The 24,556-nt window shown below is 69.3% G+C and carries 25 protein-coding genes; 14 read left to right on the top strand and 11 right to left on the bottom strand.

Annotation, left to right across the window (positions count from 1 at the left end):
- The first annotated feature begins 139 nt into the window (after nucleotides 1-139).
- From pyrB to FGL94_RS02210, 3 genes are all read left to right on the top strand, one after another.
- The gene (pyrB, locus tag FGL94_RS02220; protein WP_144920516.1) at nucleotides 140-1,081 is read left to right on the top strand and encodes an aspartate carbamoyltransferase; all 942 of its coding nucleotides are present in this window, start codon (nucleotides 140-142) and stop codon (nucleotides 1,079-1,081) included.
- On the top strand, nucleotides 1,078-1,536 hold the full coding sequence (gene pyrI / locus FGL94_RS02215; RefSeq protein ID WP_050026268.1) for an aspartate carbamoyltransferase regulatory subunit: 459 nt from the start codon (nucleotides 1,078-1,080) through the stop codon (nucleotides 1,534-1,536). The genes pyrB and pyrI overlap by 4 nt, the downstream gene beginning before the upstream one ends.
- 263 nt (nucleotides 1,537-1,799) lie before the next feature.
- A complete protein-coding gene (locus FGL94_RS02210; RefSeq protein WP_144920514.1) occupies nucleotides 1,800-2,660 on the top strand; it encodes a glycoside hydrolase family 10 protein in 861 nt (286 codons plus the stop codon).
- A 324-nt stretch (nucleotides 2,661-2,984) separates the two neighbouring features.
- On the opposite strand, the gene FGL94_RS02205 is transcribed toward FGL94_RS02210, so the two are convergent.
- Nucleotides 2,985-4,031, bottom strand: coding sequence for a threonine aldolase family protein (locus FGL94_RS02205; RefSeq protein ID WP_144920512.1), 1,047 nt, complete (start codon nucleotides 4,029-4,031; stop codon nucleotides 2,985-2,987).
- A gap of 128 nt (nucleotides 4,032-4,159) precedes the next feature.
- On the opposite strand from FGL94_RS02205, the gene FGL94_RS02200 reads away from it, so the two are divergent.
- Nucleotides 4,160-5,704, top strand: a complete 1,545-nt coding sequence (locus FGL94_RS02200; protein ID WP_144920510.1) for a carboxypeptidase M32 — start codon at nucleotides 4,160-4,162, stop codon at nucleotides 5,702-5,704.
- Between the two features lie 52 nt (nucleotides 5,705-5,756).
- On the top strand, nucleotides 5,757-6,647 hold the full coding sequence (locus FGL94_RS02195) for a mechanosensitive ion channel family protein (RefSeq protein WP_144920508.1): 891 nt from the start codon (nucleotides 5,757-5,759) through the stop codon (nucleotides 6,645-6,647).
- Nucleotides 6,648-6,738: 91 nt separating this feature from the next.
- Here FGL94_RS02195 and FGL94_RS02190 read toward each other — a convergent pair whose 3' ends face one another.
- Complete coding sequence (locus FGL94_RS02190; RefSeq protein WP_144920506.1) at nucleotides 6,739-7,353, bottom strand: hypothetical protein; 615 nt, start codon at nucleotides 7,351-7,353, stop codon at nucleotides 6,739-6,741.
- Between the two features lie 85 nt (nucleotides 7,354-7,438).
- Entirely contained in the window at nucleotides 7,439-8,611 is a 1,173-nt protein-coding gene (locus FGL94_RS02185; protein ID WP_144920504.1) for a 3-dehydroquinate synthase II, read from the bottom strand.
- Between the two features lie 121 nt (nucleotides 8,612-8,732).
- Here FGL94_RS02185 and FGL94_RS02180 point away from each other — a divergent pair, with 121 nt between their 5' ends.
- The gene (locus FGL94_RS02180) at nucleotides 8,733-10,319 is read left to right on the top strand and encodes an HTTM domain-containing protein (protein WP_144920502.1); all 1,587 of its coding nucleotides are present in this window, start codon (nucleotides 8,733-8,735) and stop codon (nucleotides 10,317-10,319) included.
- 25 nt (nucleotides 10,320-10,344) lie between these two features.
- Here FGL94_RS02180 and FGL94_RS02175 read toward each other — a convergent pair whose 3' ends face one another.
- From FGL94_RS02175 to trpC, 4 genes are all read right to left on the bottom strand, one after another.
- Nucleotides 10,345-11,136, bottom strand: coding sequence for a 2-amino-3,7-dideoxy-D-threo-hept-6-ulosonate synthase (locus FGL94_RS02175; RefSeq protein ID WP_144920500.1), 792 nt, complete (start codon nucleotides 11,134-11,136; stop codon nucleotides 10,345-10,347).
- Nucleotides 11,137-11,218: 82 nt separating this feature from the next.
- Entirely contained in the window at nucleotides 11,219-12,094 is an 876-nt protein-coding gene (gene trpA / locus FGL94_RS02170) for a tryptophan synthase subunit alpha (RefSeq protein WP_144920498.1), read from the bottom strand.
- Nucleotides 12,095-13,399 carry a tryptophan synthase subunit beta gene (gene trpB, locus FGL94_RS02165; RefSeq protein WP_144920495.1) on the bottom strand — a complete coding sequence of 435 codons (1,305 nt, stop codon included), beginning with the start codon at nucleotides 13,397-13,399 and terminating at the stop codon, nucleotides 12,095-12,097.
- A gap of 16 nt (nucleotides 13,400-13,415) precedes the next feature.
- Complete coding sequence (trpC, locus tag FGL94_RS02160; RefSeq protein WP_144920493.1) at nucleotides 13,416-14,201, bottom strand: indole-3-glycerol phosphate synthase; 786 nt, start codon at nucleotides 14,199-14,201, stop codon at nucleotides 13,416-13,418.
- A gap of 158 nt (nucleotides 14,202-14,359) precedes the next feature.
- Between trpC and FGL94_RS02155 the strand changes: the two genes are divergently transcribed.
- Complete coding sequence (locus FGL94_RS02155) at nucleotides 14,360-14,824, top strand: MGMT family protein (protein WP_144920491.1); 465 nt, start codon at nucleotides 14,360-14,362, stop codon at nucleotides 14,822-14,824.
- A gap of 47 nt (nucleotides 14,825-14,871) precedes the next feature.
- Here FGL94_RS02155 and FGL94_RS02150 read toward each other — a convergent pair whose 3' ends face one another.
- Nucleotides 14,872-15,336: a DUF302 domain-containing protein gene (locus FGL94_RS02150; RefSeq protein ID WP_144920489.1), complete on the bottom strand. Its 465-nt coding sequence runs from the start codon at nucleotides 15,334-15,336 to the stop codon at nucleotides 14,872-14,874.
- 125 nt (nucleotides 15,337-15,461) lie between these two features.
- On the opposite strand from FGL94_RS02150, the gene FGL94_RS02145 reads away from it, so the two are divergent.
- Nucleotides 15,462-15,890 carry a desampylase gene (locus FGL94_RS02145; RefSeq protein WP_144920487.1) on the top strand — a complete coding sequence of 143 codons (429 nt, stop codon included), beginning with the start codon at nucleotides 15,462-15,464 and terminating at the stop codon, nucleotides 15,888-15,890.
- A gap of 205 nt (nucleotides 15,891-16,095) precedes the next feature.
- Here FGL94_RS02145 and ubaA read toward each other — a convergent pair whose 3' ends face one another.
- Complete coding sequence (gene ubaA / locus FGL94_RS02140) at nucleotides 16,096-16,959, bottom strand: SAMP-activating enzyme E1 (RefSeq protein ID WP_144920485.1); 864 nt, start codon at nucleotides 16,957-16,959, stop codon at nucleotides 16,096-16,098.
- A gap of 205 nt (nucleotides 16,960-17,164) precedes the next feature.
- Between ubaA and FGL94_RS02135 the strand changes: the two genes are divergently transcribed.
- Nucleotides 17,165-17,428 carry a MoaD/ThiS family protein gene (locus tag FGL94_RS02135; protein WP_144920483.1) on the top strand — a complete coding sequence of 88 codons (264 nt, stop codon included), beginning with the start codon at nucleotides 17,165-17,167 and terminating at the stop codon, nucleotides 17,426-17,428.
- Nucleotides 17,429-17,475: 47 nt separating this feature from the next.
- Here FGL94_RS02135 and FGL94_RS02130 read toward each other — a convergent pair whose 3' ends face one another.
- Nucleotides 17,476-18,495, bottom strand: coding sequence for a PLP-dependent cysteine synthase family protein (locus tag FGL94_RS02130; protein WP_144920481.1), 1,020 nt, complete (start codon nucleotides 18,493-18,495; stop codon nucleotides 17,476-17,478).
- Between the two features lie 150 nt (nucleotides 18,496-18,645).
- On the opposite strand from FGL94_RS02130, the gene FGL94_RS02125 reads away from it, so the two are divergent.
- Nucleotides 18,646-18,945 (top strand): sulfurtransferase TusA family protein, encoded by a 300-nt coding sequence (locus tag FGL94_RS02125; protein ID WP_144920479.1) that lies wholly within the window; start codon nucleotides 18,646-18,648, stop codon nucleotides 18,943-18,945.
- 2 nt (nucleotides 18,946-18,947) lie between these two features.
- The gene (locus tag FGL94_RS02120) at nucleotides 18,948-19,283 is read left to right on the top strand and encodes a rhodanese-like domain-containing protein (RefSeq protein ID WP_144920476.1); all 336 of its coding nucleotides are present in this window, start codon (nucleotides 18,948-18,950) and stop codon (nucleotides 19,281-19,283) included.
- 421 nt (nucleotides 19,284-19,704) lie between these two features.
- Here the strand turns inward: FGL94_RS02120 and FGL94_RS02115 are convergent, their stop codons facing one another.
- Entirely contained in the window at nucleotides 19,705-20,913 is a 1,209-nt protein-coding gene (locus FGL94_RS02115; RefSeq protein WP_144920474.1) for a YeeE/YedE family protein, read from the bottom strand.
- A gap of 155 nt (nucleotides 20,914-21,068) precedes the next feature.
- On the opposite strand from FGL94_RS02115, the gene FGL94_RS02110 reads away from it, so the two are divergent.
- Genes FGL94_RS02110 through FGL94_RS02100 form a run of 3 tightly spaced genes read left to right on the top strand, consistent with a single transcriptional unit; the run spans nucleotide 21,069 to nucleotide 24,532 of the window.
- Nucleotides 21,069-22,427 carry a hypothetical protein gene (locus tag FGL94_RS02110; protein WP_144920472.1) on the top strand — a complete coding sequence of 453 codons (1,359 nt, stop codon included), beginning with the start codon at nucleotides 21,069-21,071 and terminating at the stop codon, nucleotides 22,425-22,427.
- Nucleotides 22,428-23,510: a sulfurtransferase gene (locus tag FGL94_RS02105; protein WP_144920470.1), complete on the top strand. Its 1,083-nt coding sequence runs from the start codon at nucleotides 22,428-22,430 to the stop codon at nucleotides 23,508-23,510.
- On the top strand, nucleotides 23,507-24,532 hold the full coding sequence (locus FGL94_RS02100) for a hypothetical protein (protein WP_144920468.1): 1,026 nt from the start codon (nucleotides 23,507-23,509) through the stop codon (nucleotides 24,530-24,532). Before FGL94_RS02105 ends, FGL94_RS02100 begins: the two co-directional genes overlap by 4 nt.
- Nucleotides 24,533-24,556 lie beyond the last annotated feature (24 nt).

Raw genomic sequence — 24,556 nt, 5'->3', positions numbered from 1 at the left:
CAGGGACACGAACCGTGCTGACGCCCCCCGTGTTCTGCGAATCTCGAAACCACGGACAGCGCCGTACCCACGGACGTGAACACCCTTATCGGCGGCCGAGCCGAGGGATTCAAGATACTGCCGACCCCCTGATTCGACAATGCGTCAGGACCACCTCATCACCGCGACACAGCTCTCGCGGGATGACATCGAGGCGGTGCTCGACCGGGCCCGCGAGGTCGCCGACGACCCCGCCGCCTACGCGGACCGGCACGCCGGGCGCGTGCTCGCGCTCTGCTTCTTCGAGCCGAGCACGCGCACCCGGATGAGCTTCGACAGCGCGGCCAAACGCCTCGGGATCGACACCATCGACATGGGCGACGTCGGCTCCTCGTCGGTCTCGAAGGGCGAGTCGCTCTCCGATACCGTCCGCGTCATCGAGGGCTACGCGGACGCGTTGGTGCTCCGCCACCCGAGCGAGGGCGCCGCGACGCTGGCCGCCGAGCACGTCTCCGTCCCCGTCGTCAACGCGGGCGACGGCGCGGGCCAACACCCCTCACAGACCCTCCTCGATCTCCACACGATCCGCGAGAACCACGGACTCGACGACCTCACCGTCGGGATCATGGGCGATCTGAAGTACGGGCGCACCGTCCACTCGCTCGCGGCGGCGCTCACGGAGTTCGACGCCAACCAGCACTTCATCAGCCCGGAGTCGCTCCGGCTTCCCCGATCGGTCCGGTTCGACCTCCACGAGACCGGCGCGCAGGTGCGTGAACACACCGATCTGGAAGACGTGATCGACGAGCTCGACGTGCTGTACGTCACCCGGATCCAGAAGGAGCGGTTCCCCGACGAGAACGAGTACCACCGCGTCGCGGGCGAGTACCAGATCGACGCCGAGACGCTCGACGACGCCGCCGACGACCTCACCGTGATGCACCCGCTCCCGCGCGTCGACGAGATCGCGCCCGACGTGGACGAGACCGACCACGCGACGTACTTCGAGCAGGCGCACAACGGGGTCCCGGTGCGGATGGCGCTGCTCGACACCCTGCTGGAGAACGCCGAGGCCGCCGAGGGGATGGAGGTGGACCGATGAGCGAGCACGAGCTTCGCGTCTCGAAGATCCGGGACGGCACCGTGATCGACCACGTCGAGGGCGGGCAGGCGCTCAACGTGCTCGCGATTTTGGGCATCGACGGCTCCGAGGGGTTCGGCGTCTCCGTCGGGATGAACGTCCCCTCGGACCGGCTCGGTCGCAAGGACATCGTGAAAGTGGAGGAACGGGAGCTCTCGCAGTCCGAGGTCGACGTGCTCTCGCTCATCGCGCCCGAGGCGACGATCAACATCGTCCGCGACTTCGAGGTCGTCGAGAAGAACCGCGTCACCCGCCCCGACAGCGTGACGGGCGTGCTCTCGTGCCCGAACCGCAACTGCATCACGAACGCCGACGAGCCGGTCGACACCCGGTTCGACGTGGTCGCCGACGGCGTCCGCTGCGACTACTGCTCGACGATCCTCCGGGCCGACATCGCCGACCACATCGACGTGTGACGGGGCGAGGCCCGCCCGCGATCGACGAGGGCTCCGGTAGATTTTAGCGCCCGCCGCTCGACACGTCAGGTATGAGCAAGAAACTGAAGCTCGTCCTGGTCCTGTCGTTAGTTGCCCTCGCGTACTTCCTGTTCGCCGGCGACAAGGAGCCGGTCGAAGTCGAATAACCGGATCGTCACGCGATCCCTCCGCCGGATCGTTCGCCGACCACCTCCGCGGGCGGATGCCCGCCGTTTTTACCCGTCAGTCTCGTAGCGGCGCGCATGTACGGGGTCGTCACGCGCAACGCCGACGAGGTCGAGATGGAGCCGTTCGACCTCGGCTTCTACGAGGTGAAAGACGTCACGGGGCGGGCGGCCGCGCCCCTGCCGAACGCCGTGAACATGGTGTCGTGCTTCGGCGACAACGCCGCGGCGAGCGAGAATCCCGACCTCGTCCCGGTCGACGAGCACGGCGAGCCGGCGACCCGCGACCGCGACTACTTCGACTGGGCGTACATCTGCCCGACCCACTCGGAGTACCGCGAGGGACTGCTGGAGATCATCGAGGACTGCGCCGCCGAGAACGAGGACGTGCGCCTCGACGACGTGGGGTTTCCGCGAGAGGGGTTCTGTCACTGTGACCGCTGTGAGCGACTGTTCGCCGAGAGCGACCGCGAGGACTGGGACGACTGGCGCGCGGACGTAATCACCGAGTTCGTCGCCGACGCCGCCGACCGGATCCCCGGTCGGGTGTTGCTCACGCTGTACCCCGACCCCTACCCCGACCACCTGCGGGCGCGGGCCGGCCTCGACCTCGACCGGCTCGCCGAGCACGTCGACGAGTTCGTGGTCCCGCTGTACGACACCGAGTACGCCACGACCTACTGGCTGGAGACCATCGCCCGCGGGTTTCGCTCGCGGCTCGGCGGCGACTACGACGTGCACGGCGCGCCGCCGGAGACGCCGTTCTCGCTGGAGCTGTACGCGGTCGAGGTCGAGGTCGACGACCTGATCCACGCGACGGAGGTCGCGGAGCGGTACGCGAAGGACGTGTTCTTCGGCTACGACGCCAGCAACGCCGCCGCCGCGCTCCGTCGGAAGGACGCCGACGAGCGCGAGGGCGAGGTCCACCGCCCGGACTGATCGGTCTGCCGGACTGACTCCGCCGCCCCCGACGACGCGACCGGAGCCGCACGAACGAGGGTTTAAGTACCGGTGGAGCGCGAACACCGGCCAGGCCAGCACCGCGAGCCGCACGAACGAGGGTTTAAGTACCGGAGCGGCCGACCCTTACTCGACCGGCCGCCGGTGTGCGACACCACTGGTCGTCTCGCGTTCGCGTGAGGCGGCCACCTTTCAACGTCCGCACCGTAGCGGCGGTCGCCCTATAACGCTGAGCCGACGGCTCGTCGGTCGATTCTTCGAAATAACCGATAGCCGACCGCGGCGACGCCTTCGCTCCCGCGATTACGCGAGCTCCGCGATCACGTCGCCGATCCGGTCGACCGCGGCGTCGACGTCGTCGCCGTCGACGTCGAGGTGGGTGGTGAATCGCGTCGCGTGCTCGTCGAACTCCACGCAGCCGACGCCGGCGTCCTCGCAGGCCGCCGCGAGGTCGGACGCCGGGATCCCCGCCGCCTCGGTGTGCGCGACGACGATGTTCGTGTCGGGCTCGGGCGCGCGGACCCCGTCGAGGGCGTCGAGGCCGGTCGCGAGCCGCTCCGCGTTGGCGTGGTCGTCAGCGAGCCGGTCGACGTTCTCCAAGGCGAGAAGCCCCGGCGCGGCGATCATTCCCGCCTGCCGCATCCCGCCGCCGAATAGCTTGCGGACGCGTCGGGCCTCCTCGACGAACGCCTCGTCGCCCGCGACGATCGAGCCGACGGGCGCACCGAGCCCCTTCGAGAGGCAGAACGTGACCGTGTCGACGGGTGCGACGATCTCGCTCGCGTCGACGCCGAGCGCGACCGCGGCGTTGAAGACGCGCGCGCCGTCGAGGTGGACCGGCACGTCGGCGTCGCGGGCGGCCTCGGCGGCCGCCGCGATCCGCTCGACGGGGATGGCCGTCCCGCCGCGGTAGTTGTGAGTGTTCTCCAGCGACAGGAGCCCGGTGCCGGGACGGTGGAGGTCCTCCTCGACGAGGCCCTCGCGAACCGCCTCGGGCGTCGGGACGCAGCGGTCGCCCGCGTCGATCGTCCGGGTCTGGGTGCCCGAGAGCTTCGCGGCGCCCGCCAGCTCCCACCGGTAGACGTGGGACTCGCGCTCCAAGAGGAGCTCCTGTCCCGGTTCGGTGTGGACGTGGACCGCGATCTGGTTGGCCATCGTCCCCGAGGGGACGTACAGCGCGGCCTCGGTGCCGACCGCGTCGGCGGCGCGGCGCTCGAGCTCGTTGACGGTGGGGTCGTCGCGGTACACGTCGTCGCCGACCTCGGCGTCGCGGGCGGCCTCTCGCATCGCCTCGGAGGGCGTCGTGACGGTGTCGGATCGCAGGTCGATGAACTCGTCGGCTTCGGGCATTCGTTGGCGGCGATTCGTCGGCCGAGCGGAAATAGGTCGCGTTCCGGGCGGGCTCGACCGCCGCGTAGCGGCGGGAGAGCGGGTCCGCGTCCGGTCCCTTCTTAACCGACGCGGCCGATCTGCGCGGTATGGCAACGGAAGCCGCGACTGACGACGAAGCCGGCGCAGCCGACGCAGCCGACGCCCCCGACGCGTACGACGCCCTCTTGGACCGCGTCCGACGCTGGAACACGGTCGGGAGCGCCGCCGGCGTGCTCGGCTGGGACCAGCAGGTGATGATGCCCGAGGGCGGCACCCCCGCCCGATCGAAGCAGCTCTCGACGCTCTCGTCGATCCGCCACGACATGGTCACCGACGAGGAGACGGGCGAGCTGCTCGACGCGCTCGCCGACGCCGACCTCACCGACGAACAGGCGGCGGTCGTCCGCGAGGTCCGCCGCGAGTACGAGCGCGCAGACGCCGTCCCGGTCGAGCTCGTCGAGGAGATCTCCGAGACGGGCACGGAGGCGCTGCAGGCGTGGGAGGAGGCGAAAGCCGAGGACGACTTCGAGACGTTCGCGCCCTACCTGGAGAAACACGTCGAGCTGAAACGCGAGTACGCGGAGCACATCGACCCCGACCGCGACTCCTACGAGGTGCTGTTCGAGGAGTTCGAGCCGTGCCTCTCGATGGAGCGCGCGGAGGCGATCCTGACGGAACTGCGCGAGACGCTCGTCCCCATGATCGACGCGATCCGCGAGTCCGACGCCGACCTCGCCGTCGACACCTTCGAGGGGACGTTTCCCGAGGACGAGCAGGAGGCGCTCGCGCGCGAGACCCTCGAACTGGTCGGCTACGACTTCGACCGCGGCCGGCTCGACGTCTCCTCGCACCCGTTCACCGCGGGCAACCAGTTCGACTGCCGCGTGACCACCCGGTTCGACGAGTCCGACCCGCTCGGCGCGATCGGCTCGACGGTCCACGAGTTCGGCCACGCGCAGTACAACCTCGGGCTCCCGCAAGAGCAGTTCGGAACCCCGCTCGGCGAGTCGCGAGACCTGTCGGTCCACGAGTCGCAGTCGCGGCTCTGGGAGAACCACGTCGGTCGCAGCCGCGCGTTCTGGGAGCTGTTCTTACCGACCTTCCAAGAGCACTTCCCGGAGACCGACGACGCCACCGTCGAGGACGCGTATCAGGCGTTCAACCAGGTCCACGAGGACAACCTCATCCGCGTCGAGGCCGACGAGCTCACCTACCACCTCCACATCGTCGTCCGGTTCGAGATCGAGCGCGACCTGGTCCGCGGCGACCTCGCGGTCGAGGACGTGCCCGAGGTCTGGAACGACAAGTACGAGGAGTACCTCGGGATCCGCCCCGACACCGACGCCGAGGGCTGTCTGCAGGACATCCACTGGAGCCACGGCAACTTCGGCTACTTCCCGACCTACTCGCTCGGCTCCGTCATGGCCGCCCAACTGTTCGAGGCCGCAGAAAGCGAGCTCGACGACCTCGACGACAAGATCGCCGCGGGCGAGTTCGACGACCTCCGCGAGTGGCTCGGCGAGAACGTCCACCGGCACGGCTCCCGCTACGAGACGAACGAACTCGTCGAGCGCGCTACCGGCGAGGAGTTCTCGGCGGACGCCTTCACCGACTACGTCGAGGAGAAGTACGGCGAGCTGTACGGGATCTAGCTCGCACACCTCGCAGCCGGGGTTTTTACCGATACGCCGCTATGTGCAGCGCATGGTCGGCCAGGTGTCCCCGCCGAAATGGGCGACAGACGTCTTCTCGGCGTACGATCAGGTGTTTTCGGAGCTGTTCTGGTTTCTCGTGGGATTCGGAGTCGTCTATCTCGTCGGCCAGACGTTTCTCATCCCCGTTCTCACCCGCGTCGTCAGAATGCGTAACCGCAACAACCCCACGATCGAGACCGCGACGAAGACGTATCTCCGGGTACTCCTGATCGGATTCGCGACCCTCACGGGCATCGTCGCCGCCGGCTACGGACGGGTGCTCTCAGAGTCGGCGGTCATTATCGCGGCGCTCACGTTCGCGCTCGGGATCGCCGGTCAGCAGGTGTTCGGGTCGCTCATCAGCGGGATGTTTCTGGTCGCCGACCCGGATTTCAACGTCGACGACTGGATCGAGTGGCCGGGCGGGAGCGGCACGGTCGAAGCGGTCGACTTCCGCGTCACCCGGGTCCGGACGCCGGACAACGAGACTGTCTCGATCCCTAACACCGAACTCACGACCAACGCCATCACCCGGCCCTACGGTCGGAACACGTATCGAATTACGGAACAGGTGTACGTCGCCTATGACGGGGACGCCGAGCGGGCCCTGCTGACGTTACAGCAGATCGCCGCGACTCTCGAGCCGGTTCTCGGTGACCCGGCGCCGAACACGCGCCTCGTCGAACTCGGCGAGAACGCGATTACGATACAGGCGGAGTTCTGGATCGACGATCCGAGAAATCGGAGTATGCCGACGATCCGCTCTGACTTCCGCCGAGCGGTGAAACGGCGCTTCGACGAGGAGGGGATCACGCTCGCTCCCCCGTCTGCACAGTTACTCTCGGGGGAAGTGACCGTGACGGAGCGTCCGACCGGGTCGGCCGCCTCGAGCAGCGAGTGAACGTGAACGCGGCGGGTCCGGCGGACGGACGCGCGCCCCTACGACGGAACGTATCGCGGGTCGGTTCTTACGCGAAAGCGACGACGCATTCTCACACTCCCAGCCGGAAGCCGGTCATCAGGACGATGAGTCCGAGCATCGCGGCGGCCTCGAACAGCCCGACCACCAAATTCTTCTTCTCGATCGCTTCGAGCCGCGAGGCGTCCGGGTTCGGCGAGCGCGTCTCGTAGTACGCGCTCAACTGCAGGCGGTGCGGGACCGCGAGCCCGAACGCGAACAGCCCCCAGCCGACGCCGAGCGCGATCGACGACCACCGCCCCGCGAACCCGTAGCCGAGCCCCAGATCGGGCGTCAGCAGCACCGTTCCCGAAAGCACCGTCGTCAGCGAGAAGCCGACGAGGAAGAAGACCACCTTCGGGATGAGCGCGGCGTTCACCGCGGCCGCGGCCTCGTCGCCGAGCCCCCCGAGCGTCGGGCCGATGATCGCCGGGAAGATCAGCGCGAAGCCGAACCACACCGCGCCCGCGGCGACGTGCGTGTAGAAGAGCAGTTCCGTGCTCGAAAGCAGGAGGCTCGCGCCGAGAAAGACCAACGGGACGAGGAGGCTCCCGGCCGCGAACGCCGGGTTCGCCGCCTCTGCGAGGTGTTGAACGCGCTCTACGACGTTCCCGTCCGCGACGCGACTGGTCTCGTGGCTGACAGCCATGGAAGGGCGATCGATGAATTTTCTGATAAAAATTGGGGTCTCCGCAATCGATCGGGTCTCAGTGGCCCTGTGCCGCTCGGCCCCGCTACTTCTCGATGATGCTCTCCTCGACCTCCTCGCCGAAGTGGCGCGCCACGTCCTCGTAGTAGACGAGCGCCTCGTCGCCCTCCTCCAGGTCGGTGACCGCCTTCTTCCCGTCCGCGGTCGCGACCTTCACGGTCTCGGCGTTCTGGATGAGCGTCTCCACGCGGTCGGTCCCCTCCTCCGTCTCGACCTCCGCCTGAATCCGGAACATCGGGCGCTTCTCGATCTTCACGCGGCCGATGATCGCCTCGCGAGTGTGGCCGGCGGTGTCGACGACCTGCACCTCGTCGCCGCTCGTCAGCTCCGCGAGGTAGTTCGTGCCGCCCTCGGCGTTGCGGACGTACGCGTGGACGGCGCCGGCGTTCACGCGGAACGGGCGCGACTCGACGTAGGGCGACTCCGCCGTCTCGGCGTGGACGAAGAACAGCCCGCGCGACATCGACCCCACGAGCATCCCCTCGTCGTCGTCCATCAGCGAACCGGTGTCGATGCAGACGCGGTCGGCCATGCCGGTGCGCTCGACCGCGGTCACCTCGGCGTGCCGGAGGTCCAGCGTCTCGCGGTCGGCGGCGTCGCGGGCGTCGACCGCGCCGCGGATCTCGTCGGGGGAATCGGCGTCGAGGAGGACGCCGTCGGCGCCGATCTCCAGCGTCTCGAAGGCGGTCCGCGCCTCGGCGGCGGTGGTCGCGCCCGCGACGAGGTGCGTCTCCTCGCCGACCCGCGCGATCAGGTTCTCCAGCGGGATGATCGACCAGTCCTCGCCGACGATCACCGTGAACTCGGCGTCGTCGGCGGCCTCCTCGGCGAAGCGCTCGTACTCGGTGCCGAGCACCCGGACGTACACGCCCTGGGCGCGGTCGTCGCGCCGCCGGACCGTCGTGAGGTCCGCGGAGCCGGACAGGTCCTCGGGCATGTCGATCGTGCCGTCGCCCTCGCCGCCCTTCCCGACGAAGTAGGCGTCGGCCTCGGAGCCGTTCTCGGCGTCGTCGATCACGTCCGCCTCCGAGCGGAACGCGGCGACCGAGATGTCGCCGAGGTCGCGGACGCGGCCCACGTCGCCCTCGTCGACGAGCACCCAGTCCGCGCCGGCCTCGATGGCGGCCGTGATCCGTCGCTTGCGCGCCTCCCAGTCGCCGACGTCGCCGTCGGCCTTCACCCAGACCGTGCGTGTCATTGTCGGAACCTCACGGCGGGTGGGCTTGAAAACTGCGAAAGGGTCGGGCGTTGCGGGTGACGACGCGGGAGACGACAAAGCACTTACCAGTGAGATTTCATCGTCTGAATCAGACTCCCGGATGACGCCACCACGCCAGCGGCTCTCCAACGCGGGTTCCAGATATGCGGCAGCACGCGAGTCCTTCCGCGAGCGTGCCGCACCGTATCTCGGAACCGATCCGCGAGCGCTCGGCGCGTTCCGAATCGCGGTGGCGCTCCTCCTCCTCGGGGACCTGCTGGTCTATCGGCTGCCGGGGCTGAGGGCGTTCTACACGGACGGCGGCGTCCTCCCTCGCTCGACGTTCGCTGAGCTATACCCGCTGTTAGAGGCCGTCTCGGTTCACGCGATATCCGGTTCGGCGTGGGTGCAAACGGGACTGCTTGCGGTCGCGGCTTGCGTCGCCGTCTGCCTGCTCGTCGGCTATCGAACGCGGGCGGCGACGGGTCTCTCGCTCGTCCTGCTCGCGTCGCTGTACGCCCGAAACCCGTACGTGATCAACGGCGGGAACACGATTCTGGCCGTCTTCCTCTTTTTGAGTCTCTTCCTCCCGCTCGACGCCCGCTGGTCGCTCAGTGCGGGCCGCCGGAGCGGGGGCGACGATCGGGACGACGCCGACGGACGGGGAACTGACGAGCGAGAGGGCGGCGTCGACCGGAGAGTCTGTTCGGTCGGAACGGCCGTGACGCTCCTGACGCTCGTGTCGATCTACGCGGCGAACGCGGTCTCCAAGTACCGGAGCGACGCGTGGATGTCGGGCACTGCAGTCCCTCGTATCTTCCAGTTGGAGGAGTTCACCGTGGGGCTGGGACCGGTCGTCTCGGAACACACCGCGGTGCTCGCGACGGTAAACTGGCTCTGGATCGCGCTCCTTTCGGCGTCCGTTCTGCTGATCGCCGCGACCGGGTGGCTCAGGGTCGGGGTCGCCCTCGCGTTCGTCTCCGCACACCTCGGCATGGCCGCGACGATGCGGCTCGCCGTGTTCCCGTTCGTCATGGTCGCGGTCCTTCTCCTGTTTCTCCCGACCGGGGTCTGGAACGTTGTTGAGGCCGTCACGTCGAAGATCCACGGGGGCTCCCGGCCCGTGGAGGCGGAACGCACGTACCGGAGTGACGGCGGGAGCGCGACCGAGACCGACCGGAATGACGGCGGGAGCGCGACCGAAACCGCGTCTCCGATTCCGTCGGGAGTTCGCCGTGGAAGCCGGGCGGGAGCCACCCTGCTGCTCCTGGGCTTCTTCCTCGCGCTCGTGTGGTGGCAGGCCGCAGGGGTCGGGATCGTTGACCTCCCAGCGTCGGAATCCAGCGGCGAGCTGTCGGAGGTGAGCTGGTCGTTCTTCGCGCCGAACCCGCCGGACGCCTCCGGCTGGTACGTCGTCCGAGGAACGCTCGAATCCGGCGACTCGATCGACCTGCGAGACGGGCAGCCGGTCACGTACGACCGACCGCCGGACGCGGCGGAGACGTATCCGACGACCCTCTGGCATCAGTTCGGGTTCAGGATGAAGAACGCCGGAGAGCCGCGGTACCGACCGGTCGCGGCGTACGTCTGTGAGCGATCGGACCGCAACGTGGAATCCGTGACCGTCTTCCACGTCGAGCAGGCGGTCGACCCGAACGGGCCGGTGGGGGAGCCGGAAGCACAGGAACGGATCAGCGCCGCCTGCTGAGCCGGAACGCGAGCAGAGCGAGCCGTTACGCCTCGACGAACCCGCCCGCGGCGAGCGCCTCCTCGACGCTCGCGTCGTCGTGGACGACCGCCGACACGGCGCGGGCGATCCCCTCGGGGTCCTCGTGCTGGAAGATCGACCGCCCCATCGACACGCCGGCCGCGTCGCCGTCCATCGCGCCGCGGACCATCTCCACGGTGTCGCGGTCGGTCCCCTTCGAGCCGCCGGCGATGACGACCGGGAGCCGGGTCGACTCCGTGACGCGCTCGAAGGAGTCGCCGTCGCCGGAGTACCCCGTTTTTACTACGTCGGCGCCGAGCTCCTCGGCGAGCCGAACCGCGTGTCCGAGCGACTCGGGATCGGTCTCGTCGACGCCCGTGCCGCGCGCGTACGCCATCGCGAGCACGGGGAGACCGAGGCGGTCGGCGTCGGCGGTCAGCTCCGCGAGCTCCTCGATCTGGTCCGGCTCGTGGTCGGAGCCCACGTTGATGTGGAAGGAGACGGCGTCGGCGCCCGCACGGATCGCGTCCTCTGCGGTGCCGGTGACGCGCTTGTCGCTCTCGTCGGGACCGATCGTCGTCGATCCGTTGAGGTGGACGATGTAGCCCGCGTCGTTTTTGTTCTCGTGGACGCGCGGCGCGATCCCCTTCTGGGTGAGCACCGCGTCCGCGCCGCCGCGCGTCACGCCGTCGATCGTCGACTCGATATCGACGAGGCCGTCGACGGCGCCCATCGTGAGCCCGTGGTCCATCGGGACGATAAGGTATCGGTCGTTCGTGGAGATGCGGTCGAGTCGTGCCGAGAGTCCTGCTGTCATGATGGTGTCGGTCGTTGTGTGAGAGTGTGGCAATCGGAGGTAAATCGGTTTCGTTCGGGGACGTATTGGCTCGAAACGGCCATCACCGTGACTCCGCCGCCCCTGCGCGCGCGGCGAACCCCCGTTCGGCGCCCTCCTTCAGTTCCCGCGAGAGCGCCTCCAGTCGGTCGGCGACCTCGGCGGTCGAGAGATCGTTTTCGACCCCTTCGGCGACGATGTCGACGAGCGCCGAACCAACGATGATCCCGTCGGCGCCGCCGGCGACGATCCGCTCGGCGTGCTCGCCCGTCGAGATGCCGAACCCGACGGCCTTCGGCACGTCGTACTCGCGGAGCCGGTCGAGGCTCTGGGTGGTCTGGTCGGACACGTCGCTGCGCGCGCCGGTGGTCCCGAGCCGCGCCTGCACGTAGACGTAGCCGGACACCTGACTCATGATCCGGTCGAGCCGGTCGCCGACCGTGGTGGGCGCGACGATGAAGACGAGGTCCAGCCCGAACTCGTCGCAGGCCTCCCGCAGCGGGTCGGCCTCCTCGGCCGGGAGGTCGGGGACGACGAGCCCCTCGATGCCCGCCGCGGCGGCGCGCTCGACGAACGGGCGGGGGCCGTCCCCCTCACCATACTGGTAGATCAAGTTGTAGTACGTCATACAGACGAGCGGCGCCTCCACGTCCAGCTCCTCCGCGAACGCGAAGAACCGGTCGGGCGTCATCCCGGCGTCGAGCGCGCGGACCAGCGCCCCCTGAATGGTCGACCCCTCCGCGATCGGTTCCGAGAAGGGGAGCCCGAGCTCGATCACGTCCGCGCCGCCGCGGTCGAGCGCCTCGACGTACGCCTTCGAGGACTCGTAGTCCGGGTCGCCGACCGCGAGGTACGGGATGTAAGCGGGACCGTCGGCGAAGGCGGCCGCGATGGCCTCCGAGTTGCCGGTCTCTGCCGACTCCGCGCTCGGGTCCGCCATTCAGATCCCCCCCGTGAACATCGACATGTCGGGCGCCTCGTCGATGTCGCGCTTGTCCGTCTCCTCGATGGCGGCGTCGAGGTCCTTGTCGCCGCGCCCGGAGACGTTCACGACCACGCGGTCGCCCAGATCCTCGTGGTGCTCCTCTAAGAAGCCGAACGCGTGCGCCGTCTCTAAGGCGGGGATGATCCCCTCCGTGCGCGAGAGCCGGTGGAACCCCTCCAAGGCCGCGTCGTCGTCGACGGCGACCGGGCTCACGCGCCCCTCGTCGACGAGGTACGCGAGCTCGGGGCCGACGCCGGCGTAGTCGAGCCCGGAGGAGATCGAGTGGCTCTCCATGATCTGCCCGTCGGAGTCCTGCAGGAGCTTCGTGCGGGCCCCGTGGAGCACGCCCTCGTCGCCCGCGTACAGCGACGCGGAGTTCGGCGCGACGCCCGCCTCCTCGTCGACCTCCAGCGTCGAGCCGCCGGCCTCGACCGCGTGCAGGGCGACCGCCTCGTCGTCGACGAAATGGGCGAACGCGCCCATCGTGTTCGAGCCGCCGCCCGCGCAGGAGACCACGTCGGTCGGGAGGTCGCCGGTCTTCTCGATCGCCTGCTCGCGCGCCTCCTCGGAGATGACCGCCTGGAAGTCGCGGACCATCACCGGGAAGGGGTGCGGCCCGACGATCGAGCCGATGACGTAGTGCGTGTTCTCGACGGTGGTCGCCCAGTCGCGCATCGTCTCGGAGATGGCCTCCTTCAGCGTGCCCCGGCCCGCGGTGACGGGGTTCACCTCGGCGCCGTTGAGCTTCATCCGGAAGACGTTGGGGCGCTGGCGGTTGATGTCGCGCTCGCCCATGTAGATCTCGCAGGGCATGTCGAGGTGTGCGGCGGCCATCGCTGTCGCGGTACCGTGCTGACCGGCGCCCGTCTCCGCGATGATCCGCTCTTTGCCCATGTACTTCGCCAGGAGCACCTGCCCGAGCGCGTTGTTCAGCTTGTGGGCGCCGCCGTGGACGAGGTCCTCGCGTTTGAGGAACACGTCCGTGTCGTAGCGCTCGGAGAGCCGGTCGGCGCGCTGGAGGGGCGTCGGCCGGCCGCCGAAGTCCGCGAGCCGCTCGCGGAACTCGTCCATGAACCCGTCCTCGTTGTCGAGGACGTAGCGCTCGTAGGCGTCGGTCAGCTCCCCGATCGCGGGCATCAGCGCCTCCGGGACGTACTGGCCGCCGTAGCGGCCGAACTTCCCGTCGTCGCGGCCGCGCTCGCGGCCGGGCCGTCGCGCTCTCTCCGTCTCGTCCGTCGTCCGCGTGTCGGTCTCGCTCATGTCGTGTGCTCCGTAGTCACGTCTGGTGTTCCGTAGTGCGCTCCGCACGCACCAACTCGCGCGTGTTCGCCTCCACGTCGCCGTCCATGATCGCGCTCCCGACGAGGAGGGCGTCGGCGCCCGCCGCGCGCATCCGCCGAACGTCGTCGGGCGAGCCGATTCCGCTTTCGGCGATCAGAGTCACGTCGTCGGGAACGTGGGGCGCCACCGACTCGAAGGTTCCGAGATCGACGACCAGCTCGGCGAGGTCGCGGTTGTTCACGCCGACGATCGTCGCGCCCGCGTCGAGCGCGCGCTCCAACTCCTCGCGGTCGTGGACCTCGACGAGGACCTGAAAGCCGCGGTCGCGCGCGGCGTCGAGCAGGTCGGGGAGGTCGTCGCCGACGAACCGGGCGATCAGCAGGACCACGTCGCTCTCGACGGCGTCGAGCTGCGACTCCGCGACGACGAAGTCCTTTCGGAGGACGGGCACGTCGACCGCCTCGCGCACGCGTTCGAGCGTGTCGGTGCTCCCGCCGAAGTGCGCCGGCTCGGTGAGCACGCTCAGCGCGGCCGCGCCGCCGGCGACCATTCCCTCCGCGAGCGAGACAGGGTCGTCCTCGCGGGTGCCCTCGGTGGTCGGACTGGTGGGCTTCACCTCGGCGATCACGGGGACGCGTCCGTCCGTCTCTGCGCGGTCGAACGCCGCCCGCAGGTCGCGCGGATCGACGGCGACCTCGCCGGATCGGCCCTCGACCGCCCGATCGCGGACGGCCGACAGAATCGATCTGACCGCCGGGGCCAGCTCGGTTTGATCCTCCATTAGTGTACACTAATGAACGTATCTGTTCATAAGGCTTGCGGGCGCGGTCGGTTCTTCGCGGCGGACCGTTCCCCGTGTCTCGCGGTGACACTCGCGATCGCGGGTTTCGGCTCGGGCGTCTCCCGTCGATTTAACCGTCGCGGTCACGGATCGCGGGTATGGACACGACGGGAACGTCGGGCGTCTTCGCCCGCGAGGTCGACGAGATCGGACGGGCGGTCGAGGTCGGGTTCGCCGGCGGCCGCGTCATCTCGGTGTCGTTCCCGGAGACGGCGCCGGCGGACGCCGCGGGCGACCACGACCTGCTCGACCGGATCGAGACGTACCTCGGCGGCGAGCGCGACGCGTTCGACGACGTCGCGACCGGACTCACGGTGCCCACCGACCGCCGGGCGGTCCTCGAAGCGCTCGAAACGATTCCCTACGGCGAGGAGGTCTCGGTCAGTCGCCTGACGCGGCTGGCCGCGCTCGATGCCGACGACCCGGAGGATCTGGAGTTAGTCACCGGCGCGCTCCGAGAGAACCCGATTCCGATCCTCTTCCCGGACCACCGCGTGCAGGGCGGGCCGTACGCCACGCCGGGCGACGTGCGCGAGAAACTGCGGCGCGTCGAAGGGCTGTAGCTCCGTGGACCTGTAGCGCTGTAGCGACGTGAGACGCGGGCGACCCGCTACTCCCGCCCGTGCTCCTCGATGTTCTCCCAGACGACGGCCATCAGCTCGCCCGTCTTCTCGACGAGGTCGTCGACGGCGTCGCCGCAGTCGCCCGGCGCGCAGCCGAGGTCCCGGATCGCCTTCGTCGCCGACACGTGGTGGACGTGGACGAGGTCGTCGCCCTCGCGCTCGTACACGAGCGTGGTACACGGTAACATCCCCGCGAGCGTCGGGTCGATCGAGAGCGCGTCGTACGCGATCTCCGGGTGACAGACGACGATCAGCGCGGTGCGCTCCACGTCGTCGTGGCCTAACATTCCCTCGACCATCTCGTCGAGTCGGGTGACGCGGACCGTCTCGAAGTCGGCGAGCTCGTGTTCGATCTGCACGAACGGGACCGCGTCGTCGAACGGCACGTCGAGGGTCGTGTGGAGCGCCTCGTCGGCGGTCGGCGCGGGCGATTCGGCCGCAGTGTCGCTCATACGGGCGCTTCCGGAGGCGGCTGTAAAAAGTCTCCGCGCCGACCAACCCCTGCCGCTACCTCGGACGGAGCGCGTCGCTTGCCGGACGGGACGGACTTATCGGGCGGAGCCGCCTCACACCACCCATGATCGAACTCTCACGGGCCGTGTACGACGACATCGTGTACCACGCGTACGGCGGCGGCGAGGCGGAGGTCTGCGGCGTCCTCGCGGGCACCCACGGCGACGACGGGGAGCCGAGCGTCGTCACCGACACGTACCAGGCCGAGAACGTCGCGGAGACGCCTCAGATCAGGTACCTGATCGACCCCGAGGAGCAGTTCGAACTCATCGAGACGATCGAAGAGGACGGGCTCGACGTGGTCGGGTTCTACCACTCGCACCCGACCGGACCGACGCACCCGAGCGAGACGGACGCCGCGCGGGCGACGTGGCCCGGCCACTCGTACGTCATCTGCGCGCTCGACGGCTACCCGTTCGTCGGCTCGTGGCGTTGGCGCGGCGACGACGACGGGTTCGAGCAGGAGACCGTTTCCGTGCAGAGCGAGCGGTAGGACGGCTAAGGATCGTTCAGTTGTTTACAAGTAACTGACACCGGATCGGCGGCGGACACCTCCAAAGCCCAGTCGCCGGCGGCGACCTCGCACGCGCCACCGCATCGTTTACTTATAAACCGCTGCCGCTAACGCTCTCGGGTTTTAATGACGACATCGCCATCAGCGATCGCGCGGAAAAGCGGAACTCCCCGAGCGTCCGGCCTCAGTCGCTCGCTTCGATCTCCGGCTCCGCCTCGTCGTCGCCGCCGACATCGATCGCGCAGGAGGCGGTGTACTCCACGTCGTGGACCGACTCGATGGCGGGGTCGTCGCCGCAGACGGGGCAGTCGTCGCGCTTGGGGATCTCGACCTTGTCGAACTCCATGTCGAGCGCGTCGAAGAACAGCATCGAGCCGTCGAGCGTCTCGCCCTCGCCGATGATGTGTTTGACCGTCTCGGTCGCCTGCAGACAGCCGACGGTGCCCGGCAGGACGCCGAGGACGCCCGCGGTCGCGCAGTTCGGGACCATCCCGGCCGGCGGCGCCTCGGGGAACAGACAGCGGTAACACGGGGAGTCGTCGCCGCCCGCGAACGTCGTCACCTGCCCCTCGAACTTGAAGATGGAGCCGTGCGAGAAGGGGATCCCGGCGAGCGTGCAGGCGTCGTTGACGAGGTACCGCGTCGCGAAGTTGTCCGTCCCGTCGACGACGAAGTCGTAGCCGTCGATGAGGTCCTCGATGTTGTCGGGGCGGACGCGGAGCTCGTGTTTCCGCACGTCCACGTCCGGGTTGAGCTGTTCGACGAAGTCGGCGGCGGAGTCGACCTTCTTGCGGCCCACGTCGTCGTTCCCGTGGATCACCTGGCGCTGGAGGTTCGACAGCTCAACCTCGTCGTCGTCGGCGATCCCGAGAGTGCCGACGCCGGCCGCTGCGAGGTACTGGATGATCGGCGCGCCGAGCCCGCCGGCGCCGAGAACGAGCACCTCGGCGTCGAGCAGGGCCTTCTGGCCCTCGGGACCCACGTCGTCCATGATGATGTGTCTGGAGTACCGGTCGAGCTGGGTGGGGTCGAGGTCGAGATCGCTCATTCGGTACCACTTCGCACCGGAAACGCATAAGCAGGCCGCCCACCGGAGGTACTGCCGGCTTCTCGGAGGTGCGATCGCGGCCCACGATCGATCGCGTTCTGACCGGGAGTCAGCCGTTGCGCCCTGCCGGTCGTCTTCGTCTCAGACGAGGGAGGGAGGTTGCCGCCGGCGCGTCCCTTTTTGAAGTGGGCACCGAACGGGACGTATGGCCACGATCAAACTGCCGGCCGTGCTCGTCGGGGGGTCGTCGACCTCGGAAGTCGAGGTCGCCGGCGAGACGGTCCGCGAACTGTTCGAGAACCACGCGGACGAGCACGGCTCGGAACTCAGAGACAGCGTGATCGAAGACGGCGAGATCAAGGAGTTCATCAACGTGTACGTCGAGGGCACGCCCGTCGACGGCCTCGACGCGGAAGTCCCTGACGACGCGCAGGTCCGGGTCATCCCGGCGGCCAGCGGCGGACGGTAGACCGTCGGCAGCGGATACGTCACCGACGCCGACGCGGTCGACTCTCTTTATAAATAGTCCTCCCACAGCGGGATGTCGGCGTACTTGTCGCCGCGGTCGCACAGCATGAACACGACCACGTCGTCGTCCGCGATGTCGCCGGCCGCGTCGAGCCCGGCGACCGCCGCCGCGCCCCCGCCCGAGGACGTGCCCACGACGAACTGGTCGCCGACCCGGAGGTGTTCGCGGACCGTCGCCTCGTCGTGTCGGCCGAGGTCAGCGATCGGCACCGGGTCGTCCAGGTAGCGCTCGCGGAGCGCCCGCGCCCGGTCGTAGGCGTCCGACGTCGTGACGTACTCCGTCCGGTCGAGGACGGACTCGTCGTACGTGTCGGGGTGGTAGTGGTCGCCCGACTTGAGGTACTTCAGGCCGTCGATGGCGTGGAGCTGTTCGTCGGGCTCGAAGCCGACGATCTCCGCCGCGCCGTCGGTCAGGTCGGTCAGCCCGCGCCCCGTCCCGGTGATCGTCCCCCCGGTACCGACGCCGGCGACGAAGTGGGTCACCTCGCCGTCGGTCGCCTCGTAGATCTCCCGGGCGGTCGTCCGCTCGTGGGTGCCGGGGTTGTCGGGGTTCTCGTACTGGTTCGGTCGGTAGTAAGCGCCGGGGTCCGCGGCGACGATCTCCTCGCAGCGCTCGATGACGGCGTCGTAGCCGAGATTGGCGTCGACGAAGTGGATCTCCGCGCCGGCGTCGCGGACGGCGTCGACCTTCCCGCCGGCGGCGTTGTCGGGCATGACGATCTCCACGTCGTAGCCGCGGGCGTTCGCGAGCCGCGCCACCTCGCTGCCCGTGTTGCCCGAGGTCGGCTCGATGACGGTGACGCCGGGGTCGAGGTCCCCGCGCTCCTCGGCGCCGTCCAGCATCCCCTTCGCGATCCGGGACTTGACCGAGCCGCCGCCGTGCGGGGCGTCGTAGAGGTTGAACCACTCGGCTTTCGCGTACACGTCCGCGTCCGACTCGATGTCGAGATCGAGCTCTAGAAGCGGCGTCTCGAAGATCGTCGACTCGTCGACGACGTACTCGCTCATGGGTTCCGTAGATCGCAGCCCGATAAGAGTCCGACGGAAACGGTTGTCTCGACGCCTATCGCGGTCGTGCGCCGCGATCGTCCGTCCGAGATACGGGAGAAGACTGCCGGTCACGAAAGGGGTTACCGGGACAGACGCGTAACGGCCCGTATGAGCCAACCATCGTGGGACGACGTCGTCGAGATGCCCGACGAGCTCGACGACGAGACCGCCGAAGCGCTCTTGGCAGACGCGACCGAGGTACAGGACATGACCGGCGAGGTCTGTCCGTACCCGCAGGTCGAGGCGAAGAAGGCGATCTCCGGGCTCGACGCGGGCGACGTGCTGGTCCAGAAGACCGACCACGTCCCGAGCACCGAGAACGTCCCGAAGGCGGTCGGCGACGACGCGACCGCCAAGGTGTGGAAGTCGGGCGACGGTCGCTACCGCATCTTCATGCGGAAGGAGTAATCATGGTCGAAGAACTCACCCCCGAGGAAGTCAACGAGCGCGTTCAGCAGGGCGACATCCGCGTCATCGACACGCGACCGCCCGAACAGTACGAGCAGGGGCACATCCCCGGCGCGATCAACGTGCCGCTGGGCGACCTCCCCTCGCAGGTCCCCGACATCGACTGGGACGACACCGACGTGGTCTGTGCGTGCCCGGTCGGCCAGTCGTCGAAGCAGGCCGCGATGCTGATCCAGAGCTATGAGGGCGTCGAGGACGACGTGCTCGTCGCCAGCATGGCCGGCGGCTACGAGGAGTGGGACTTCGATCTGGAGGCCGGCGCGGCGGCGGACGCCTGAGCGGGCGGTCGGCTTTTTCGCGGTTTTCTCGCCTTTAAGTATCTTTGCAGCCGTGCGACATCGACGCTGATTCAGAAGTGGTACGCTGGTGCGTGGGCGCGTGCCTGAGAGCGGCCGCCTTCGGCGGCCGCGAGTCAGCGCGTGCGAGGGACGCGGCGACCGGAGAGAGCCGCGAGGCTGGGGAGGCGTGAGGCTGCAGTGCTGTGCAGGGCGGGACTCAAAGGGGCAGCCGAGAAGCCGACGTAAGCGACGCAAGCACCAACGAGGGAGCGATAGCGAGCGAGTGAGGAGCGCAGCGAGCGTACGTCGGCTTCTCGGCTGGGGCTTTGGAGGTCTTCACCGTAGCAGCGGTTTATAAGTAAGCGGTTAGAGCTTCGAAGAACCTCGCAGCCCTGAAAAATCGCGCATTACCTAGTACTATTTAAATCGCGCAGCCGACCTCGCGGTACATGTAGTGGGTCATCACGTAGACGCCGAGGATGATCCCCGCGCCGGCGAGGAAGGAGTGGACCGACAGCAGCGCGATCCCCGAGAAGAGGTTCGCGATGTTACAGCCCGCCGCGAGCCGCGAGCCGACGCCCATCAGGAGCCCGCCGACCGCGTAGTTCGGGACCCGGTTCAGCTTCGGCTTTCGGATCCGGAAGTCGCCGGAGGCGTACGCGGCGACGAAGGAGCCGACGATGAGCGACGCGATCATCACCATGTCGATGGTCAGCGAGATGTTCCCGTCGCGGAACAGGATCGATCCCCAGTACTCGACGCTCGCCACGTCGAACCCGGCGCCCGCAAGCAGGTAGCCGGCCCAGCGCGCCTCGCTGCCGGTGATCGCCCAGTGGCCGTGCACGTAGAACCAGAGGCTCGCGACGAGCGCCATCGCCACGCCCGCGGTCCGGGCGTCCCACGAGTCGCGGAGCCGGACCGTCAGCGGCCGGTCGTCGTCGCGAAGCCCGCGGACGTATTCGACGGTCCCGTCAGCGATACCTCGCAGGCCGACCGAGACGGCCGAGAGCGTCCGGGAGGCACCGACCGCCGCCTGCGCGCGGGTGTCGGCGCCCACGCCGGTCCCGCCGGAGGGGTCGTCGGGGAGCTGACTTCTCCCCTTCACGAACGCGTACGCGAGGGTGCCGAGCGCGACGGCCCCGGCTCCGATAACCGCCGGCGAAAACGGGAGGGAGAGGTACAGCGTCCGCCCCTCGAACGGGTTCAGCGTCGCGAAGTAGTACGTCTCCGCGACGGGGAACGCGAACGCGAACAGGACGTAGCCGACGAACATGAAGAGGAGCACGAGCCAGAACTGGAGGTACCCCTGTCCGGCGCGGTAGAGGGTGCCGGACGCGCAGCCGCCGGCCAGGGTCATCCCGAGCCCGAAGACGAACCCGCCGAACAGCGATCCGAGCCCCCAGGCGGGCGTCCAGAAGCCGCGGAAGTAGCCGAACGTGGCCTGCACGCTCCAGAACACGGTCATCACGGCGATCCCCGCGAGCAGCCCCTTCAGCACGCGGGTGTCTTTGAACGCGACGAAATCGCGGAAGGCGCTGACGAAGCAGAACCGCGCCTTCTGTAGCAGGACCCCGAACGACAACCCGACCGCGATAGAGACGCCGACGTAGGCGACGGGCGACAGCAACATTACCGGGACACACTACGCCCGCACCTAAAGCGTCGCTGGAGACGGTAACGGCTCCCTCGGGTCGGAGAAAGGTGCAATAATTGCCTGAACGTGACACACGGGGCAACGAACGGGGCGTCCGGCGGGCCTTTAGCCGTGAGACGCGTTGCGTGGGTATGAGCGACGACTGCGGCTGCGGGACGGCCGACGCGGACTCGCGCTCCTCGGAGGGGAGCGCGGACCCGCGCCCCGCGAAGGGAAGCGATCTGGCGAACGACGACCGCCGGAACCCCTTCGCGGAGGGGGTCGCCCGGCGGCGCCTGCTCAAGAGTTCCGGTGCGGTCGGCGCGACCGCGGCCCTCGCTGGCTGTTCCGACGGGGGAGGCGGCGGGGACGGGGACGACCCCGAGCCGACGATGTTCGTGTTCAACAACGGGGACCGAACCGTCAGCGTGATCGACACCGAGTCGGACGAGCTGCTCACCTCGGCGTTCCTCGGGACCACCGCCTCGTTCCCGGCCAACCAGTACTCCACCGGGATCGACGCCGACCACGACGTGCTCTGGCTCAACGTCTCCGGCGGCGTTCGGGGGGTCGACCAGCGGACGTTAGAGGAGGTCGCCTACGTCGAGACCGGCTACGGCCCGAACTACCCGAACGTGACCCCCGACGGGAACCACCTGCTCATCGCCTCGGGCGGGACCACCGGGATGGCGCCCGAGGGCGACGAGAACCACGCGATCTTCCGCGTCGACGCCGACCGCGACAGCGACGCCTTCGGCGAGGTGACCGCGGAGATCGAGACCGGCTACGTCGGCCCCTGCGACATGACGCTCGGGCCCGACGGCGACTACGCGTTCGTCGTCGACGTCGCCGACGAGGCGATCCGCGTGCTGAGCGTCGACCCGTTCGAGACGGTCGCGCGCGTCGACGCCGGCGAGCCGGTCACCGAGGGGAACGTCCTCCCGTTCATGTGTACCGCCGCGTTCGACGGGGAGTACCTCCTCGTCGAGAACGGGGAGGGAACCCTCGGCGGCGAGCCCGAGGTGGCCCGCGAGGGCTCCGAGAGCCTCTGGGACATCGCCGACCCCGAGAACCCCGAGGAGGTCGGGAAGATCACCCGCGACGACGGGCTCCCCGGCGCGCCGATCACGAGCGAGGTGTCCCCGGACAGCGAGGCCGCGTACCTCCTCATTCCCGGCGAGGGCGTCGGCGTGATCGACTTAGAGAGCTTCGAGTACGAGGCGACCCTCGACGTCGGCGGGAGCAGCATCTCGGCGTCGTGGGGACCGAACCGCGAGAAGCTGTACGTCCCCGTGCAGGACGCCAACCAGGTCGCCGTGATCGAGCACGCGAGCCGCGAGGTGATCGAGACGATCGGGGTCGGCGAGGCGCCCACCGGAGCCGCCGCCGGCACCGTCCGCCCGGAGGGCGACGCCGTGGCGCAGGTGCAGGCGTCGCTCGCCTCGCTCGGGATCGCGTTCGGCGAGATGGAGGCGTCGTGGTGTATGGACGACCACTGCTACTGCGGATAGATGACACGAGAACCACCGAACGACGACGAGAGCGCTACCCGAGACGCTGAGAACGCCACGCGACGCGGACTGCTGCGCGCGGCTGCGGGTGCGACCGTCGCGGGCGCGGCGAGTACGGCCGGCTGTCTCGGCGTGACGACCCCCGCCGACGTGGCGGCGCAGAACGAGGTGTCGGGGAACGTGGGTCACTTCGTCGGGCCGAGCTGGCTCGCCGACAACCGCGAGGACGCGGTCGTGCTCGACGCGCGCGACGCGGAGCGCTTCCGCGAGGAGCGCGTCTACCGCGCCCGGCGCGTGCCGTTCGACGCGATCACGAGCCGCGAGTCGACGGACGACGGCGACGTACCCGACACCGACGCGATCGCGGACGCGTTCGGCGAGATCGGCGTGTCCCCGGACGACGACGTGCTCGTCTACGGCGCGAGCGTCGGCTCCCGGGTCACCCGCGTCGCGTTCGCGCTCGCCGCGGTCGGCCACGAGGGGTCGATCCGCGTCCTCAACGGCGGGCTCTCCGCCTGGAACGGTCGCCTCGGAACGGGATCGCGGGACCGGATCTCCCCGACCGACTACGAGCCCGACCCCGCGTCTTCGGCGTGGGTCACCCGCGAGTGGCTCGCCGACCGGGTCGGGACGTTCAACGGCGACGGTCCGGGGCTCGTCGACGTGCGCGTGCCCGAGGCGTACCTCGCCGCCGCGGGCTCCGACGCCCTGAACGACGACCACGACCGCCACGGCCACCTCCCCGGCGCGGTCGACGTGCACTGGGTCGGCAACGTCGCGGGTCGCCGGATGACCGACCCCGGCCGACTGGTCCGGCTGTACGAGGTCGAGGCCGAACTGGACCGGAGCGGGACCGTCGTCGTCTACGGCGACGACAACGTGGACCCGACCTCGACGTGGGTGACGCTGAAGGCGATCGGGTTCGAGGACGTGCGGCTGTACGACGGCGGCTTCGGCGAGTGGGCGAACGTCGAGGGCGACCGCGGGCGGTACCCCGTCGAGACGGCGACGAACGCCGTGGTCCCGACGGAGGGGAGCGTCGGCGGCGACGACGGCGGCGGCGACTTCTCCTGTACGGGATGACCGGGAGCGACGGGCAGGGCGACGCCTCCTCCCCCGCCGACCGCGTCCTCGCGGTCCCCTGCGAGGGGGACGACCTCCTGGCGCTGTTCGCGCTCGACACCGGGGACCGGCTCGGCGAGGTCCCGGTCGGGAGCCACCCGGTCCACGCGACGACGTGTCGCGGGCGGACCGTCGTCGCGACCATGGGCGAGCGCGCCGTCACCGCAGTCGACCCGAGCGGCGGGGTGACCCGGATCGAGACCGGCGTGTTGGGGCCGTCGCACTTCGCGGCCGCGAACGGCGAGCTGTACGTCTCCTGTTCCGCCGGCGACGCCCTCGCCGTCGTCGATCCCGAGGCCCTGACGCTCGTCGACCGCGTCGCCGTCGGCGCGGAGCCGCACGAGATCGCTGTCGCCCCGGGCGGCGGCCGGCTCTACTCCGGGAGCCGCCGCGAGGGCGTCGTCGACGTCGTCGACACCGAGAGTCACGAGCGGATCGGCGCGATCGACGCCGGGCCGGACGCACGCGTGCAGGGCGTCGCGATCTCGCCGAACGGGGACCGAGGATACGCGGTCGACCAGCGCGGGGCGCGCGTGGTCGCCTTCGAGACCGGCGGTGACGCCGAGGGGGACGCCGCCTCCGCCGGACCGGTCCGCGTCGAGGCCGCGGTCGGCGCCGACCCGTACGACCTCGTCGCGACCGGGGACCGCGTGTTCGTCCCCGGCCGCGGCGACGGTATCGTCCACGAGTTCGACCGGGATCTGGAGCCGATCGCGGTCCACGAGGGGTTCTCCCGCCCCGTCGACGTCTTCGAAGCCGCCGGCGAGCGGTGGGTGCTCGACGCGGGCGCCGCCCGACTCCGGTCGCTCGACGGCGCGGTCGTCGAGACGCCGGCGCCCGGACTGGTCGCGACGCCGGTGGACGACGGGCGACTCGCCGTCTCGCACCACGACGACGACCGCGTGTCCCTCGTCGACGTCGAGTCCGGGACCGTCTGGTCGGCGGACTCGCCGGCGTACCCGTTCGGGTCGGTCGTGGTCTGACCGCTGCAGCGATGGCGAGGGTGA

The sequence above is a fragment of the Halorubrum salsamenti genome, from assembly GCF_007671685.1.
Classification (GTDB): Archaea; Halobacteriota; Halobacteria; order Halobacteriales; family Haloferacaceae; genus Halorubrum; species Halorubrum salsamenti.
The sequence above is the reverse complement of the archived record's forward strand: the minus strand, read 5'-3'. Positions and strand labels throughout refer to the sequence as shown.

Bases quoted from the DNA above. Each gene is read 5' to 3' on its own strand.
- trpB (WP_144920495.1), bottom strand. From the start codon at position 13,399: ATGAGCGAGACCGACACGCGGACGACGGACGAGACGGAGAGAGCGCGA.
- FGL94_RS02185 (WP_144920504.1), bottom strand. From the start codon at position 8,611: ATGACACGCACGGTCTGGGTGAAGGCCGACGGCGACGTCGGCGACTGG.
- FGL94_RS02205 (WP_144920512.1), bottom strand. From the start codon at position 4,031: ATGCCCGAAGCCGACGAGTTCATCGACCTGCGATCCGACACCGTCACG.
- FGL94_RS02125 (WP_144920479.1), top strand. From the start codon at position 18,646: ATGAGCCAACCATCGTGGGACGACGTCGTCGAGATGCCCGACGAGCTC.
- FGL94_RS02175 (WP_144920500.1), bottom strand. From the start codon at position 11,136: ATGACAGCAGGACTCTCGGCACGACTCGACCGCATCTCCACGAACGAC.
- FGL94_RS02210 (WP_144920514.1), top strand. From the start codon at position 1,800: ATGTACGGGGTCGTCACGCGCAACGCCGACGAGGTCGAGATGGAGCCG.
- ubaA (WP_144920485.1), bottom strand. From the start codon at position 16,959: ATGAGCGATCTCGACCTCGACCCCACCCAGCTCGACCGGTACTCCAGA.
- pyrI (WP_050026268.1), top strand. From the start codon at position 1,078: ATGAGCGAGCACGAGCTTCGCGTCTCGAAGATCCGGGACGGCACCGTG.
- FGL94_RS02130 (WP_144920481.1), bottom strand. From the start codon at position 18,495: ATGAGCGAGTACGTCGTCGACGAGTCGACGATCTTCGAGACGCCGCTT.
- FGL94_RS02180 (WP_144920502.1), top strand. From the start codon at position 8,733: ATGACGCCACCACGCCAGCGGCTCTCCAACGCGGGTTCCAGATATGCG.
- FGL94_RS02155 (WP_144920491.1), top strand. From the start codon at position 14,360: ATGGACACGACGGGAACGTCGGGCGTCTTCGCCCGCGAGGTCGACGAG.
- FGL94_RS02135 (WP_144920483.1), top strand. From the start codon at position 17,165: ATGGCCACGATCAAACTGCCGGCCGTGCTCGTCGGGGGGTCGTCGACC.
- trpA (WP_144920498.1), bottom strand. From the start codon at position 12,094: ATGGCGGACCCGAGCGCGGAGTCGGCAGAGACCGGCAACTCGGAGGCC.
- FGL94_RS02190 (WP_144920506.1), bottom strand. From the start codon at position 7,353: ATGGCTGTCAGCCACGAGACCAGTCGCGTCGCGGACGGGAACGTCGTA.
- FGL94_RS02110 (WP_144920472.1), top strand. From the start codon at position 21,069: ATGAGCGACGACTGCGGCTGCGGGACGGCCGACGCGGACTCGCGCTCC.
- FGL94_RS02115 (WP_144920474.1), bottom strand. From the start codon at position 20,913: ATGTTGCTGTCGCCCGTCGCCTACGTCGGCGTCTCTATCGCGGTCGGG.
- trpC (WP_144920493.1), bottom strand. From the start codon at position 14,201: ATGGAGGATCAAACCGAGCTGGCCCCGGCGGTCAGATCGATTCTGTCG.
- FGL94_RS02200 (WP_144920510.1), top strand. From the start codon at position 4,160: ATGGCAACGGAAGCCGCGACTGACGACGAAGCCGGCGCAGCCGACGCA.
- FGL94_RS02195 (WP_144920508.1), top strand. From the start codon at position 5,757: ATGGTCGGCCAGGTGTCCCCGCCGAAATGGGCGACAGACGTCTTCTCG.
- FGL94_RS02100 (WP_144920468.1), top strand. From the start codon at position 23,507: ATGACCGGGAGCGACGGGCAGGGCGACGCCTCCTCCCCCGCCGACCGC.
- FGL94_RS02150 (WP_144920489.1), bottom strand. From the start codon at position 15,336: ATGAGCGACACTGCGGCCGAATCGCCCGCGCCGACCGCCGACGAGGCG.
- FGL94_RS02120 (WP_144920476.1), top strand. From the start codon at position 18,948: ATGGTCGAAGAACTCACCCCCGAGGAAGTCAACGAGCGCGTTCAGCAG.
- FGL94_RS02145 (WP_144920487.1), top strand. From the start codon at position 15,462: ATGATCGAACTCTCACGGGCCGTGTACGACGACATCGTGTACCACGCG.
- FGL94_RS02105 (WP_144920470.1), top strand. From the start codon at position 22,428: ATGACACGAGAACCACCGAACGACGACGAGAGCGCTACCCGAGACGCT.
- pyrB (WP_144920516.1), top strand. From the start codon at position 140: ATGCGTCAGGACCACCTCATCACCGCGACACAGCTCTCGCGGGATGAC.